We start from the raw sequence: 15,579 nt of genomic DNA, 5'->3' as shown, positions 1-15,579 counted from the left end.
TCCCTGATGACCAATGATCTATCCCCGGGCCTCTACATCGTTGCCACCCCCATCGGCAATCTCGGCGATCTGTCGCCGCGGGCGGCGCATATCCTGAGCCATGCCGCTGTGATTGCGGTGGAAGACAGCCGCGTGACGGCGAAGCTGCTGCATCACATCGGGGTCAAGCGCCCGATGGTGCCGTATCACGACCACAATGCCGAGGAGGTCCGCCCCGGGCTGATTGCGCGGATGGGGATGGAGCCGGTCGCGCTCGTTTCGGATGCGGGGACGCCGCTGATCTCGGACCCGGGCTACAAGCTCGTCCGCGATGCGCGCGCGGCGGGGCATACGGTGTGGACGATCCCGGGGCCGTGCGCGGCGGTGGCGGCGCTGACGCTCGCGGGGTTGCCGACCGACCGCTTCCTGTTCGTCGGCTTCCTGCCCGCCAAGGCGCAGGCGCGCGCGACCGCGATCGCCGAGATCGCGACGATCCGCGCGACGCTGGTGCTGTATGAATCCGGCCCGCGGCTTGGCGTCACGCTCGCAGCACTCGCGGAGGGGCTCGGCGATCGCGAGGCGGCGGTGACGCGCGAGATCACCAAGCATTTCGAGGAAGCGGTGACGGGAACGCTGTCGATGCTCGCCGCGCGCTATGCCGATGCGCCGCCCAAGGGGGAGATCGTCGTGGTCGTCGCCCCGCCGGGCGCGCCCGAGGCAGCGAGCGCGGAGGATGCCGACACCGCGCTGACCGAGGCGTTGACGCGCCTCTCGACCGGACAGGCGGCGAGCGAGGTCGCCAAGAAACTCGGGCTCGACCGCAAGTCGCTGTATGCGCGCGCACTGGAATTGAAGGCGTGAGAGATCGCCGCGTCGCCGAAGCTGCCGGGCGACGGGGCGAACGGCTCGCGGGATGGTGGCTGCGGCTGCACGGCTGGGAGATCCTCGCGCGGCGCGTGCGGACGCCGGCGGGCGAGGTCGATCTGGTCGCGCGCAAAGACCGGCTGGTGGCGTTCGTCGAGGTCAAGCAGCGCAAGACTGCCGCCGCGCTCGACTTCGCGATCGACGAGCGGCGGCTGGCACGCGTCGCGGCGGCGGCGGAAGTGCTGATGCCGCGCTTCGCGGGGCCCGGCGACGACATCCGCGTCGACGTGCTCCTGCTCGCGCCGGGGGTGCGCCCGCGGCATATCGAGAATGCGTGGATCGGGTGAACCCCTCCCGTCATCGCGGAGCGGTCCGGGGTGACACGGTGCGATCGACCCCCTATCTGCGCCGGGGTGACGGAACAGTCCCCGACGGAGTTACGATCAATGAGCCTGACAGTCGCCGTCCAGATGGACCCCATCGCTTCCATCAACATCACGGGCGATTCGACCTTCGCGCTGATGCTGTCGGCGCAGCAGCGCGGGCACAAGCTGTTCCACTACACCGCCGAGGCGCTCAACTATTCGAACGGCCGGGTCTGGGCGAAGGCCGAGCCGGTCACCGTCCAGCGTGTCGAGGGCAACCATTTCACGCTCGGCGAACCGGTGAACCTCGACCTGGGCGACGAGGCAGACGTCGTGCTGATGCGGCAGGATCCGCCGTTCGACCTCGGCTATATCACCGCGACGCACCTGCTCGAGCGGATCGCTGGACGGACCCTGGTGGTCAACGACCCCGCACAGGTCCGCAACGCGCCCGAAAAGATGTTCGTGCTCGATTACGCGCAGTTCATGCCGCCGACGCTGATCACCCGCTCGCTCGACGAGGCGCGTGCGTTCCTGGCGGAGCATAAGGAAATCGTGATCAAGCCGCTCCACGGCAACGGCGGCAAGGCGATCTTCAAGGTCGGCAGCGACGGCGCGAACCTGTCCGCGCTGATCGAGGTCTTCAACACCATGTGGCGCGAGCCGCACATGGTGCAGGCGTTCCTTCCCGACGTCGCGAAGGGCGACAAGCGCATCGTGCTGGTCGACGGCGAGGTCGCAGGCGCGATCAACCGCTTGCCGGGCGAAGGCGAGATCCGCTCCAACCTCGCGGTCGGCGGGTCGGCGGTGAAAACCGAGCTGACTGACAAGGAGCGCGAGATCTGTGCGGTGCTCGGGCCGGAGCTCAAGAAGCGCGGACTGCTGTTCGTCGGGATCGACGTGATCGGCGGCGAGTGGCTGACCGAGATCAACGTCACCTCCCCCACCGGCATCGTCGCGATCGAGCGGTTCGACGGGACCGATGTCGCGGGGATGATCTGGGACGCGATCGAACGCAAGGTCGCGGGCTGACCGCCCGTCCGCGATGACCGAGCTGATCATCGATCTCACCGCCTGGGGCGGCTATTTCGGCATTTTCCTGCTGATGGTGCTGGAGAACGTCTTCCCGCCGATCCCGTCCGAGGTCATCATGGGGCTCGGCGGGATCGCGGTCGCGCGCGGGCAGATGGGCCTCGTCCCGCTGATCGTTGCGGGCACCGCGGGGACGGTCGCGGGAAATTACTTCTGGTACGCGATCGGCTACCGGCTCGGCTATCACCGGCTGCGGCCGTTCATCGACCGGCATGGCCGCTGGCTGACGCTCGACTGGCAGCATGTCGAGCAGCTCGAGGCGTTCTTTCGGGCGCGCGGGCAATGGGTCGTGTTCGTGTTCCGCTTCATGCCTGCGTTCCGGACGATGGTGTCGCTCCCCGCCGGCATGGCGCGGATGCCGCACCTGCGCTTCATCCTGTGGACCGCGGCCGGGTCGGCGATCTGGAACACGGGGCTCGCCTGGGCCGGCTATTACCTCGGCGCGAATTTCCGCGCGCTCGATGCATATATCGGCCCGGCGGCGGTCGCGCTGACGGTCGCGATCGTTGTCGGCTATGTCTGGCGGCTGCTGACGTGGAAACCGCGCGGCTGATCGTACCATTGTTGCACTGCGGTAGTAATCGCGGGGTGCGCTACCCATCTGCCGATCAGCGCGGGCTGATCGTCCGCTGGAGTAGACACTATGAACATCCTGATCGTCCTCACCTCGCATGACCAGCTCGGCGACACCGGCGCCAAGACCGGCTTCTGGCTCGAGGAGCTCGCCGCGCCGTATTACGTGCTCAAGCAGGCGGGTGCCACGCTGACGCTCGCCTCCCCCAAGGGTGGCCAGCCGCCGCTCGACCCCAAGTCCGCCGACGAGAGCGCCAAGACCGACGATACCCGCCGGTTCGAAGCGGATGCCGATGCCAAGGCACAGCTCGCCAGCACGGTGCGGCTCGACTCGGTCAAGATCGAGGATTTCGACGCGGTCTTCTATCCCGGCGGCCACGGTCCGCTGTGGGATCTCGCCGAGGACTCGACCTCGCGCGCGCTGATCGAAGGTGCGATCGCCGTCGACAAGCCGGTCGCTCTGGTGTGCCATGCACCGGGCGTGCTCCGCCACGTGCAGGCAGCCGACGGCAAGCCGCTGGTCGCTGGCAAGAAGGTCACGGGCTTCACCAACACCGAGGAAGCTGCGGTCGGGCTGACCGACGTGGTGCCGTTCCTGGTCGAGGACATGCTGACCGCGGCGGGTGGCATCTACTCCAAGACCGACGACTGGGGCGTTCACGTCGTGCGCGACGGGTTGCTGATCACCGGACAGAACCCGGCGTCGTCCGCTGCCGCGGCGCAGGCGCTGGTCGAGGCGCTGCGCTAAACCTCCGTCAGCGGTAGCGTTCTGCGCCGCTCCCCGTCACCCCGGCCTGCGCCGGGGTGGCGGGCATTACGCCCGCGGATGCGCGTTGCGATAGACGTCGAGCAGATGCGCCGCGTCGACTTGCGTATAGATCTGCGTCGAGCTCAGGCTCGCATGCCCCAGCAACTCCTGCAACGCGCGCAAATCCGCCCCGCGCCCGAGCAGATGCGTCGCGAACGAATGCCGCAGCGCGTGCGGCGTCGTCCGATCCGGCAATTGTAGCCGCACCCGCGCCCGCTGCACCGCGCGCCGCACCATCCGCGGCGAGAGCGGGCCGCCCTTCGCGCCGCGAAACAGCTCGGCATCGCGCGCGGTGCCATAGGGGCACAGCGCGACATACGCCTCGATCGCCGCGCGCACCTGCGGCAACAGCGGAACGATCCGCGTCTTGTCGCGCTTGCCCGTCACGACCAGCGTCGCGCCGAGCGGCAACGCCGCACCGGTCAGCCCGAGCGCCTCCGCCACGCGTAGCCCCGCGCCGTAGAGCAGCAGCAGCACCGCGAAATCGCGCGCGCCAATCCACGGTTCATCCGGATCTTCGGATACGTCCTCCGCAAGCGCGACCGCCTCGGCGGGCGAGATCGGGCGCGGCACGCCCTTGGCGACGCGCGGGCCTTTCAGGCGCGGTGTGGTTCCCGCGCCGGTGACGTGATCGAGGAACCCCCGCACCGCCGACAATTCGCGCGCAGCCGAGGCATTGCCGATCCCCTCCCCGCGCCGCGCCGCGAGGAAGGCGCGCAGGTCGGCGGTGGTGATGCGCGCGAGTGCGGCCTGGTCGACCGCTTCGCCCCAATGGTCCTGGAGGAAGCCGCACAGCCGCACCGCGGTCGCCTCATAAGCGCGCACGGTATGCGGGGAGCGCCTGCGGTCACGCGCGAGATGCTCGGCATAGGCGCGGGGGAGGTCGCTCATGGGGGCGGTGTAGCGGATGTAGCCCGACAAAAGAATCGGCTTCTTCTTTCTAAAGCCACTCCCCTTCAGGGGAGGGGTTGGGGTGGGGGAGTTCAGCAGAGCTCAACTCTCTGCGAGGCACAGCCCCACCCCCAACCCCTCCCCTGAAGGGGAGGGGCTTGAGAAAGGCGCCCCCCTCCCCTGAAGGGGAGGGGCGAAAGGAGAAGCCCCCTTTGCGCCCGCCCTCGCAACTCGCCATATGCCCCTCATGTCCCGCGCCCGCGTCATCCTCCTCAACGCCGCCCTCGGCCCGCTGGATTACCGAGTCCCGCACGGCATGCACGTCGAACCCGGCTCGATCGTCGTCGCGCCGCTCGGCCCGCGCCAGTTGCTCGGCGTGGTGTGGGAAAGCGAGCACATGCCGTCCGATGCCGAGGTCGGCGACAATCGCCTGCGCAACCTCGTCAGCGTCCTGCCCGTCCCCCCGCTCGCCGCGCCCTTGCGGCGGCTGGTCGAATGGACCGCGGATTACTACCTCGCCTCCCCCGCGTCGGTGGTGCGGATGGCGCTCGCCTCCACGTCCGCGCTGGAAGGCGCGAAGACGATCGTCGAATATCGCGCGACCGGCACCCTCCCCGATCGCCTCACCCCACAGCGCGAGCAGGCGATCGAACGGATCGGCACGACGCAGGGCCTGATCCGCGAACTCGCCGCGATCGCGGAAGTCTCCGACGCGGTGATCCGCGGGCTGGTCAAGGTCGGCGCGCTGGAAGCGGTCGAGGTTGACATCGACAGCCCCTTCCCCCGCCCCGACCCCGCCTTCGCCGCGCCTGCGCTCTCCGCCGACCAACGCGCCGCCTCGGGCGTCCTCGTCGCGGACGTCGCCGCAAAAGCGTTCAAACCGACGCTGCTCGACGGCGTCACCGGCTCGGGCAAGACCGAAGTCTATTTCGAGGCGGTCGCCGAGGCGATCCGCGCGAACCGCCAGTCGCTCGTCCTGCTCCCCGAGATCGCGCTGACCGAACCGTTCCTCAAGCGCTTCGCCGCGCGCTTCGGGGTGCAGCCGGTCGCGTGGCATTCGGGGCTGCGCTCGTCGCAGCGCCGTCGCGCGTGGCGCGCGATCGCGAGCGGTCAGGCGCTCGTCACCGTCGGCGCGCGTTCGGCGCTGTTTCTCCCTTATGCCAATCTCGGGCTGATCGTCGTCGACGAAGCGCATGAGACGAGCTTCAAGCAGGAGGAAGGCGTCCATTACCACGCGCGCGACGTCGCGGTGATGCGGGGCAAGTTTGAGCAGATCCCGGTCGTGCTCGCCTCCGCCACCCCCGCGATCGAGACGCGCCAGCAAGTCGCCAACGGTCGTTATGCCGAGGTCAAGCTTCCCGGCCGCTGGGGCGCTGCCGAAATGCCGTCGATCCAGGCGCTCGACCTGATCGCCGACCCGCCCGAACGCGGCCGCTGGATCGCGCCCAAGCTCGTCACCGCGATTGGCGAGACGCTGGCACGGCGCGAACAGGTGCTGCTGTTCCTCAACCGACGCGGCTATGCCCCGCTGACCTTGTGCCGGACCTGCGGGCATCGCTTCCAATGCCCCAATTGCACCGCGTGGATGGTCGAGCATCGCCTCGTCCGCCGCCTCGCCTGCCACCATTGCGGGCATACCGAGCCGGTCCCGCGCGTCTGCCCCGAATGCCAGAATGAGGACACGCTCGCGGCGGTCGGCCCGGGGGTCGAGCGGATCGCGGACGAAGTCGCCGCGATGTTCCCCGATGCGAAGACTGCGGTGGTGACGTCCGACACCATGTGGTCCCCCGCCAAGGCCGCCGAATTCGTCGCGCGGATGGAGGCGCATGACATCGACATCGTGGTCGGCACGCAATTGGTGACCAAGGGCTATCACTTCCCCAATCTGACGTTGGTGGGGGTGATCGACGCCGATCTCGGGCTCGACGGCGGCGATCTGCGCGCGAGCGAGCGGACCTTCCAGCAGATCATGCAGGTGGCTGGCCGTGCCGGGCGTGGGGCGAAGCCGGGGCATGTCTTCATCCAGACGCACAGCCCTGACGCAAGCGTGATGCGCGCGCTGGTGTCGGGGGATGCGGAAGCGTTCTACGCCGCCGAGACCGAGCATCGCCGCGAGGCGGGCGCGCCGCCGTTCGGGCGGTTCGCGGGGATCGTCATCTCGAGCGAGGATCAGGGCGCGGCGCTGGAGACCGCGCGCGCGATCGGCCGGTCCGCGCCGACGCATGAGGCGATGGAGGTTTACGGCCCCGCGCCTGCGCCGCTCGCGATGCTGCGCGGGCGGCATCGCTATCGGTTGCTGGTCCACGCGCGGCGCGCGTTCGACGTGCAGGACATGTTGCGCGAGTGGCTTGGCGGCTTGGACTGGCCGTCCAAGGTGCGCGTGGTGGTGGACGTCGATCCGTACAGCTTCGTGTAGCGGCCGGTTACGAGGTAAACCTTTAATCCGCTTCCCCGGAGAAGGCGCGAGTTCTGCAAAACCGTCCGTCATCCTGAACTCGTTTCAGGATCCAGCCCTCCGCGAGTCCGGACTGTGCTTGTTGCGCGGTGGATGCTGAAACAAGTTCAGCATGACGGCAGCCTTTGGGGCGAAGGGTGACGATAAACCTTCGAGCGCCTTCTTGCAGAGGTCTGGCGAAGGCCGGGGCCGATTGGCGAAACGGCGGAAGGCGGGCGGATGCATGATATTGCATCCGTCGTTTCGACTGGACCCCCGCCTCCGCCGGGGAAGCGCCTTCGGTTCAACCGATCCACGCCAGCCAGAGTATCGCTACAGATCCACCGAAGCCGACAGCTTCACCGTCCGCGGCGCGCCCTGCAGCAACGCCGCCCCGAACGAATCGAACGACGACGCCCAATACCGCCGGTCCGCGACGTTATCGACGCCCGCGCGGAACGTCACCGGCCGGTCTGCGACGACCGCGACATAGCGCGCGCCCAGATCGACCCGGGTCCACGACGGAATCGACAGGCTGTTCGCCGCATTCACCTGCTGCTTGCCGGTGTTGACCACCCGACCGGTCAGCGTGACCCCGCGCAGGAACGGCGTGTCCCACTCGACATTGCCGTTGATGAGATACTCCGGCACGCCGACCGCGGTGTTGCCGTCATTCGCCCCGCCAGCGGTGTTGCGCAGCTTGGCATCGTTGACCGAGCCGCCCGCGATCACCCGCAACCCCCGCGTGAGTTCGCCGTCGACGCTCAGCTCGATCCCGCGATTGCGCTGCTGGCCGAACACCCCGTAGCGGAACGTCGTCGGCGTCACCGCGATGCTGTACGCGCTCGGCTGCTCGGTCTGGAACAGCGCAAGGCTCGCGTTGAACCGCCCGAGCCCGAGCTTCCCGCCGACCTCATATTGCGTGGATGTGTAGGGCGCGAAGATTTCGCCCGCATTCAGCGTCCCCGCCGGCGCGACCGGTCCTGCGGCCAACCCCTCGATCCGGTTCGCGAACAGCGACACTCCTTTGACCGGCTTGACCACCAGCCCGAAGACCGGCGTCACCGCACTCTCGTCATAGGTGCCGCTCAACGACCCGTCGGTGTACGAATAGCTGCGCTGGTTGATCGTCTGGAGCCGCAGCCCGGCGGTCAGCAGCACACGGTCGTCGAGCACCCCGATCGTGTCCGACGCGAACGCGCTGCCGAGCCGGGTCCGCGAGACCGGGAACGGGTCCGCGAGATTGCCCCCGACCAGCAACGAGGCGGGCAGCGCGACCTGCTGCGTATCGTAGAGGTTGGTCGCGAACCCGTCGAAGCTCGCCCCGTAGCGGAAGTCATACGCATTGCGATTGACCTGCCAGATCATCGACCCGCCGACGTTGATCTCCTGCGTCACGCCCCCCGCCGCGAGCTTGACGCGAAGCCCCGCCTGCGCGGTCTCGTTATTGTCGGTGCGCGGGACATACAAAGCGGTGCCGCTCGCCGCGCCCGTCACCGCGTTGGTGACGGTGATCCCGCTGTAGATCCCCTGCTCGCTCCCGTCGCGCGCGCCCGCGGCGGCGTAGAGCATCGCGTTGTCGGTGACGTCATATTCGATCCGGCCCGACCCGAAGAGGTCGCGCAGCGTGGTGTAGGCGAACTTCTGCCCGTAATTGGCGGTCGAGTCGGGCACGCGCGGGATCGTCGCGCTGGCGATCGTCACCTTGGGGCGCAGGTCTCGGACCTGGACCCGCTGATACGCGAGATCGAGCGACAGCCGCAGCCGCTCGCCGCGATAGTCGAGCCCCGCGCCGATCACCGCGCTACGGCGGAACTCGTCGTCGATCGCGACGTCGCCCGCGCGATACGCGCCGTTGATCCGCACGCCAATCTCCCCGCCGCCGCCGAACCGCCGGCCAACGTCGAAGCTGCCGCCGAAATGCCGGTCGCCGCTATAGGTCGCGCTCACTCGGGTAAGTGGTGTGTTGCCCGCCCGCTTGGAGACGAGGTTCACGCTCCCGCCGATCCCCGATCCGCCGGGTGCCGCGCCATTGAGGAACGCGCTCGCGCCGTTGAGGATCTGGACCTGTTCGTACAATTCGGGCGCGACGAGCTGGCGCGGAGTGAGGCCGTACTGCCCGTTGAAGCCGATATCGTCGCCGAACAGCGTGAAGCCGCGGATCACGAACTGCTCGGCAGCGTTGCCGAAGCCATAGGTGGTGCGCACCGAGGGATCGTTCTCGAGCACCTGCCCGAGCGTCTGCGGCTGCTGGTTGAGGATCAGCGCGGCAGTGTAGCTCTTGATGCTGAACGGCACGTCCGCCGCCGCCTTGTTCCCCAGCACGCCGACCGACCCGTCGCGCGACACTTCGGTGCGGTTCTGGCGCTGCGCGGTGACGACGATGTCGGCCGAGGAATCGTCGGGCGTTGCGTTCTGCGCGAAGACCGGGGTCGCCAGCGCGGCGGCGGCAAAGGAGAGAGCCGAAGCGGATCGGCGGAACACGGTCGTCATCCGCTCAGTCCCGAACCAGCGTGGCGACCGACGCCCACCGTAGCGGCGCACGCTTCGCCCGCGGCACCCGCGCCATCGCCCAGCCGACCGCCGCGATCGGGCACCCGAGGCCGATCCAGCTCAGCGCGTCGCGCATCCCGTCCCCGGTCAGGGCGACGACCAGCCCGAACACCGTCGCCAGCGCGATCAGCACCGGAAGCGCAAAGGTCGATCGAATCATCCCGAAATTCCCTCTTGAAACACAGGTGCGCGCACCGCGCGGTCGGCGGCGAGCCGCGTGGCATCGCCGAGCGAGCGCCGGCGGCCGACCCACAGATAGACCCCCGAGCCGAGCACGATGATCGTGAACGCATCGAGCACTGCCCACAGCAGTTTGAGCGGCATGCCCCCGTAATCGCCGAAGTGAAGCGGGCGCGACAGCGACAGCGCCTTGAAATACCACGGCATCGGCCGTGCATCAGTGAGCGTCGCGGTTTCCGCGTCGACCAGCGCGGTGGTCAGCAGATGCTTGGTCAGCGGAGTCGTGCCCTGGAAGAACACGCCGTAATGATGCCCGCTGCTGAACGCCGTTCCCGGAAAGGCGACGAACTGGGGATTCATCCCCGGGATCGCCCGCCTTGCGGTCGCCATCGCCGCGTCGACCGAGCCGTAGCGCGCGGGTGGTAGCGGCGCGCGACCGGCATAGGCACGGGTCATCGCGGCGAGCTCGTTCGCCTGCCACACCTTGGTGATCGGCGTGACGAACGCGTTGATCACCCCGGTAAGCCCAACGACACTCATCCACGCCAGCGCGACGATCCCGATGAGATTGTGATAATCGAGCCACTTGAGCCGCGTGCTCCGGGTCGTGCGCAGGATGCCGAAGTCGTGCTTGCGCATGAACGGCGCGTAGACGACCACTCCCGAGACGATCGCGACGAAGAACACCAGCCCCATCACGCCCAGGAACAGCTCGCCGCCGAGCCCGAGGAACATGTCGGTATGGAGCTGCAGCAGGAATTCGGTGATCGCATGCCCGCTGCCCACTTCCGTCACCGGTTCGCCGGTCAGGCGATTGATGATCTGGATATGCATGCCGCTCACCGGCACGTCGGGGCGTGCGCCGGTGGTGACGGTCATCAGCGGTCGATCGTCGTAGAACGCCATGTAGAGCGGGATCTCCCCCGGGCGCTGCGCAAGCGCGCGCGCGAGGACCGAATCGAGCGGGCGCAACGCGGGGTCCGTCCCCGACGCTGCGACTCCGGACACGACCGCCGCCGGATCGCCGGTGGCGGCATCAATTTCCTCGTGGAAGATCAACGGCAGCCCGGTGATGCACAGCATCAGCAGGAACAGCGTGCACGCCAGGCTGCTCCAGGTGTGCAGCGCGATCCAGAAGCGAACCGTCGCACGCGTCACCGCAAGTGTCCGTTGTTTTTATTGCGACGCATTCGCAGCGACTAGCGCAGGGGCTTGTTGCGAGCAAGTCGCAAAATGCCGCCATGGCTTTCGCGGCGGCTGGCCGCGCCGCCTGTCCCACGGCCGAGAGTGTCGGCATGACATGGTTGCAACACCCTCAAACCTTTATGCTTTATCTTTCCGGGCAACGGGTTGACCAAGCAAAATGCGCTGATAGTCTGGTTAAGAGAAGGTTAACCATTATCCAGATGGCGACCGTTGAAGAGGGGCTTCCATGCGTAGACTAAAGTTGCGGACACTGATCGCGTTCGCAGTCAGCACGACGATTTTGGCGACGTCGCCTGCGCAGGCGGTGAACTTCAACCTGATCGATATTGGTGGCGCTGCCGAAGGAACTCAGGCCCGCAGCGGTTTCGACATCGCGACGGCCTATTGGTCTTCGGTCCTCAAGGACAACGTCACGGTCAACCTGCAGATCGGGTTCCGCCCACTCGGCCCCAACATCCTCGGATCCACCGGCAGCGGTACCGCGCTCACTTCGATGGCCGCGGCTTACTCCGCGCTGGCGCAGGACAAGACGAGCCTGCTCGATGCGCAGGCGGTGGCCGGGCTGCAGCCGCTGGGCGTCAGCACCAGCATCCCCGGGGCAGGCGCGGTCACCGCGATCGCCAATGCGATCAACAAGACGAACGACGGCTATGTCGACAACGTCACGCGGCTCGACAATGACGGCAGCGTCAACAATTCGACGCTCGCGATGACGAGCGCGAACGCCAAGGCACTCGGCATCAAGACCGACGTCAACGACGAGGCGATCGATCCGAAGGCGATCGACGGCCAGATCTCGTTCAGCAACGCCTTCGCCTTCGACTTCAACCCGAGCGACGGGATCGCCAAGAACGCGTTCGACTTCATCGGCGTCGCGATCCACGAGATCGGCCATGCGCTCGGGTTCATCTCGGGCGTGGATACGTATGACGCCTTGAGCAATGCGGACGGCACGAACACGATCACCTCGGTCGAGGACTATGTCGTGATGAACACGCTCGACCTGTTCCGCCACAGCGACGACACCGCGCTCGACTGGTCGACGTCCGAAACCCCGAAGTTCTTCTCGCTCGACGGCGGCAAGTCGCAGCTGTTCGGCGATTCGCTGTTCTCGACGGGGACCGACAATGGCGACGGGTCGCAGGCGTCGCACTGGAAGGACAGCGCCGCGAACATCCCGCAGCTCGGCATCCTCGACCCGACCTCGGGCCGCGGCCAGATGCAGGAAGTCACCGCGCTCGATCTCGCCGCCTATGACGCGATCGGCTGGAACGTCGGCTTCGACGTTCTCGCAAACCCGAACTACCGCTTCAGCACCGCCGACATCTATCGCTCGCTCGGCGGCGCGGTGCCCGAGCCGAGCACCTGGGCGATGATGCTGCTGGGCTTCGGCGGGATCGGCGGCGCGCTGCGCCGGCGCCGCGGGACGGTCGCACCGCAGCCTGCCCGCGCGGGCTGATCGCCGCGACGACCGTGGGGGAGCGGTCTTCGGGCGCTCCCCCATCGTGCGATGTTACGCTTCGCCGGCGTATTTCCGAAAGTGGGCGTCACCCTGAACGCGTTTCAGGGTCCACCGTGCCACACTGGCTGGCCGCCCAAGTGGAGGGCTGGATGCTGAAACAAGTTCAGCATGACGGCGCACGGGGGGTAGGTCGCCCTCACCACCCGGCGTCACCCTGAATGCGTTTCAGGGTCCACCGCGCCGCACTGGCTGAGCGCCCAAGTGGAGGGCTGGATGCTGAAACAAGTTCAGCATGACGGGGCTCGGGGGATAGGTCGCCCCCACCGCCCGGCGTCACCCTGAACGCGTTTCAGGGTCCACCGTGCCACACCGGCTGGCCGCCCAAGCGGAGGGCTGGATGCTGAAACGAGTTCAGCATGACGCCGCACGGGGGCGGACTGTTCGCCCCTTCTACCACCCGGCGTCACCCTGAACGCGTTTCAGGGTCCACCGCGCCACACTGGCTGACTGCCCAGGTGGAGGGGTGGATGCTGAAACAAGTTCAGCATGACGGGGCTCGGGGGCGGACTGTTCGCCCTTTCTACCACCCGGCGTCACCCTGAATTTGTTTCAGGGTCCACCGCGCCACACTGGCTGGCCGCCCAAGCGGAGGGCCGGATGTTGAACCAAGTTCAGCATGACGGCGCACAAGGCGAGCGGCGCGCCCGCCCCCGCTCTCGTACTACTCGGCGTCGCGTCCACCACACGGCGTCACCCGTGCGGCGTGCCCCCTATCGCTCCGCCATGTTCGACCAGGCGGTCTGCACCACGCCGCGCAGCTTGCGCCCGCGCGCGATCGACACTTCGCGCAGGCGTTCGCCCGCGCTGGTCAGCGCCAGCGAGCGGTTCGCGACGCCGTCGAGTCCCTCGACCTGCATCACCCACAATTGCCGGAACGCGCCACCCTTCTGCCGGAGCAGGAGCTGCGGCGGGCCGTCCTCGACGATCCGCCCGTTCTCGACCACGATCACGCGGTCGAACCCGACGATCGTCGACAGCCGGTGCGCCACCGCGATCACGGTGCGGTTGCGCACCAGTGCGTCGAGCCCGTTCTGCACCTCGAGCTCGCTCTCGGTGTCGAGCGCGCTGGTCGCCTCGTCGAGCAGGACGATCCGTGCGTTCTTGAGGAACGCGCGCGCGATCCCGATCCGCTGCCGTTGCCCGCCCGACAGGTTCGCGCCGCGCTCGCCGACGATGCTGTCATACCCGTGCGACAGGCGGCGGATGAAGTCGTCGCACCCCGCCGCGACCGCCGCCTCGTGAACGTCCTCGTCGCTCGCATCGGGCCGTGCGATCCGGATGTTGTCCATCACCGAGCGATGGAACAGCAGCACTTCCTGCGGCACCACCGCGATCGCGTCGCGCAGCGACTCCTGCGTCACCCGGTCGATCCGGTGCCCGTCGATCGCGAGATGCCCGATCTGCGGATCGTGGAAGCGTTGCACGAGCTGGAGCAGCGAGGATTTGCCCGCGCCCGATGGCCCGACGATCCCGACCTTCTGTCCGGCGGGAACCGTCAGCGACAGGTCGTGGATGATCGGATCGCGGGGGTCGTAGCCGAAGGTGACGTTGCGAATCTCGACGCTCCCCTCGCCGACGCGCAGCCGCGCCGCACCGGGCGCGTCGCTCAGCGTCTGCGGCACGCCGATGATGTCGAGCGTCTCGCGCAGATAGCTGAACTGCTGGCTGGTATCGATCACCGCCATCGCGAGGTCGCGCGAACCGTGGAGGAGGCGGAAGGTCATCGTGCTGATGATGACCACGTCACCGGTCGAGATCGCGCCCATCGACCAGCGCCCGATTGCCCACACCAGCGTTCCGCCGACCAGCACCGCGAGCGACAGGTCGTGCAACCCGCGCATCTGCTCGACGAAGAACCAGCCGCGCCGCTGCGCGCTCGCTTCCTTGTCGAGGAACCCCTCGAGCCGCTCGAGTTCCCGGTCGCGCGCGGCGAACGCCTTGACCACCCAGATGTTGCCGATCAGGTCGATCAGCTCGCCCCCCGCGGTCCCGGCATGCTGCGCGAAGGCGGTGTGGTGGACGTGCCCGCGCAAACCCAGCACGATCAGCGCCGCGGTCACCGCGAGGAACACCCCGCCGAGGATCGCAGCCATCACTGCGTCGATCGTCACGAAGATCAGCATCGCGCCGGCAAAGGCGATCAGCGGCGGCGTCACTTCCTGTAGCAGCCGGTGGACGATCGCGCCGAAGATCCCCGCGAGCCCCGAGATGCGATGCCCGAGCGACCCGGCGCGCTGGTTCTGGAAGAATGGCATCTGGTGCCCGGTCAGGTAATTGACCATGTCGAGCCGGATCCCGACCCCCGAACTGACCGTCGCCTGCCCCAGCGTCAGCGCAGCCGAACGTTGCAACAGGCTTTCGAGGATCACCAGCCCGAGGAACATCGCGAGCGCGACATAGACCGTGTCGCGCGCGCGGACCCCGCCGGTCATCGCGTCGACCAGCAGCTTCATCGCATATTGCGTCCCGATCGAACTGATCGACGCGCCTGCGACGAGCAGCCCGAGCAGCAGGAACATCCCCGGCCGCGCCGCGACATAGTGAAGGATGAACCGCGTTGGACTCTGCAGGAAGGGCAAAAGATCGTGCTCCCGGGATGAGCGTATCTGCTGCAACGCAGCAACAACCGATACAAGTGGCCATTGGTTGCACCGCCCTGCGCACGCGATGGCTCGAGCGACGGCGCGCCGTAAACGGACACGGACGCGTGCTTGGCAAAAGACGAGAGGCGCGATCACGCCGCACGCGTCGCTGGGTTCTACCTTGCTGTTTGGTTCAAGGCCCATCGAACGGCGGTGGTCCAGCGCGCGTTACCGTCTATCGACTACACTCGAAACGAACGCTCTGTAATTAAACGCGAAATTCTCCGTTAGCCCGCCACACCAAAGGCGGTGGCATGCCCGTCGGCAGCGCCCCTTCAGGACGGTGCTCCTGCGGAAGGCAGAAGCCCAGGAGTCGCACGAGGCATCAGACGGTGTTTTGCCAGGTTTCGGGTTCCTGCTTTCACCGAAACACTGTGCCTCGGTCACCGAGCCGGCAAACCGTCGCAGCGCGCCCGGCGTGCGCTGGGGTGCCGGGCGTGCCTCACGTCGCATCATGCCCCCCGAGACGC

At 67.7% G+C, this 15,579-nt stretch carries 11 protein-coding genes and 2 pseudogenes; 8 read left to right on the top strand and 5 right to left on the bottom strand.

Annotation, left to right across the window (positions count from 1 at the left end; genetic code table 11):
* The first annotated feature begins 6 nt into the window (after positions 1–6).
* From rsmI to RH91_RS11580, 5 genes are all read left to right on the top strand, one after another.
* On the top strand, positions 7–840 hold the full coding sequence (gene rsmI / locus RH91_RS11600; protein ID WP_010162923.1) for a 16S rRNA (cytidine(1402)-2'-O)-methyltransferase: 834 nt from the start codon (positions 7–9) through the stop codon (positions 838–840).
* Positions 837–1,190: a YraN family protein gene (locus tag RH91_RS11595; protein ID WP_010162922.1), complete on the top strand. Its 354-nt coding sequence runs from the start codon at positions 837–839 to the stop codon at positions 1,188–1,190. The genes rsmI and RH91_RS11595 overlap by 4 nt, the downstream gene beginning before the upstream one ends.
* Positions 1,191–1,289: 99 nt before the next feature.
* Positions 1,290–2,240: a glutathione synthase gene (gene gshB / locus RH91_RS11590; protein ID WP_010162921.1), complete on the top strand. Its 951-nt coding sequence runs from the start codon at positions 1,290–1,292 to the stop codon at positions 2,238–2,240.
* Positions 2,241–2,253: 13 nt separating this feature from the next.
* Entirely contained in the window at positions 2,254–2,853 is a 600-nt protein-coding gene (locus RH91_RS11585) for a DedA family protein (RefSeq protein WP_010162920.1), read from the top strand.
* A gap of 90 nt (positions 2,854–2,943) precedes the next feature.
* A complete protein-coding gene (locus RH91_RS11580) occupies positions 2,944–3,621 on the top strand; it encodes a type 1 glutamine amidotransferase domain-containing protein (protein WP_010162919.1) in 678 nt (225 codons plus the stop codon).
* A 66-nt stretch (positions 3,622–3,687) separates the two neighbouring features.
* On the opposite strand, the gene RH91_RS11575 is transcribed toward RH91_RS11580, so the two are convergent.
* Positions 3,688–4,572, bottom strand: a complete 885-nt coding sequence (locus tag RH91_RS11575) for a tyrosine recombinase XerC (protein WP_029623802.1) — start codon at positions 4,570–4,572, stop codon at positions 3,688–3,690.
* A gap of 247 nt (positions 4,573–4,819) precedes the next feature.
* Here RH91_RS11575 and RH91_RS11570 point away from each other — a divergent pair, with 247 nt between their 5' ends.
* Positions 4,820–6,988, top strand: a complete 2,169-nt coding sequence (locus tag RH91_RS11570) for a primosomal protein N' (protein ID WP_010162917.1) — start codon at positions 4,820–4,822, stop codon at positions 6,986–6,988.
* Positions 6,989–7,339: 351 nt separating this feature from the next.
* Here RH91_RS11570 and RH91_RS11565 read toward each other — a convergent pair whose 3' ends face one another.
* Genes RH91_RS11565 through RH91_RS11555 form a run of 3 tightly spaced genes read right to left on the bottom strand, consistent with a single transcriptional unit; the run spans position 7,340 to position 10,897 of the window.
* Positions 7,340–9,499, bottom strand: a complete 2,160-nt coding sequence (locus RH91_RS11565; RefSeq protein ID WP_010162916.1) for a TonB-dependent receptor — start codon at positions 9,497–9,499, stop codon at positions 7,340–7,342.
* Positions 9,500–9,503: 4 nt separating this feature from the next.
* Complete coding sequence (locus RH91_RS11560) at positions 9,504–9,719, bottom strand: hypothetical protein (RefSeq protein WP_010162915.1); 216 nt, start codon at positions 9,717–9,719, stop codon at positions 9,504–9,506.
* Complete coding sequence (locus RH91_RS11555) at positions 9,716–10,897, bottom strand: PepSY-associated TM helix domain-containing protein (protein ID WP_010162914.1); 1,182 nt, start codon at positions 10,895–10,897, stop codon at positions 9,716–9,718. Before RH91_RS11555 ends, RH91_RS11560 begins: the two co-directional genes overlap by 4 nt.
* A gap of 274 nt (positions 10,898–11,171) precedes the next feature.
* Here RH91_RS11555 and RH91_RS11545 point away from each other — a divergent pair.
* Positions 11,172–12,206 (top strand): annotated as a pseudogene (locus tag RH91_RS11545) (NF038122 family metalloprotease); the annotation flags it as partial.
* Positions 12,207–12,287: 81 nt separating this feature from the next.
* Positions 12,288–12,404: pseudogene (locus RH91_RS23605) on the top strand (PEPxxWA-CTERM sorting domain-containing protein); the annotation flags it as partial.
* A 773-nt stretch (positions 12,405–13,177) separates the two neighbouring features.
* On the opposite strand, the gene RH91_RS11540 reads toward RH91_RS23605, so the two are convergent.
* Entirely contained in the window at positions 13,178–15,046 is a 1,869-nt protein-coding gene (locus RH91_RS11540) for an ABC transporter ATP-binding protein (RefSeq protein ID WP_010162912.1), read from the bottom strand.
* Positions 15,047–15,579 lie beyond the last annotated feature (533 nt).

The organism is Sphingomonas sp. PAMC 26617, assembly GCF_000242835.1.
In the GTDB taxonomy this organism is placed as follows: domain Bacteria; phylum Pseudomonadota; class Alphaproteobacteria; order Sphingomonadales; family Sphingomonadaceae; genus Sphingomonas.
This window is presented reverse-complemented; position numbering and strand designations above follow the sequence as displayed.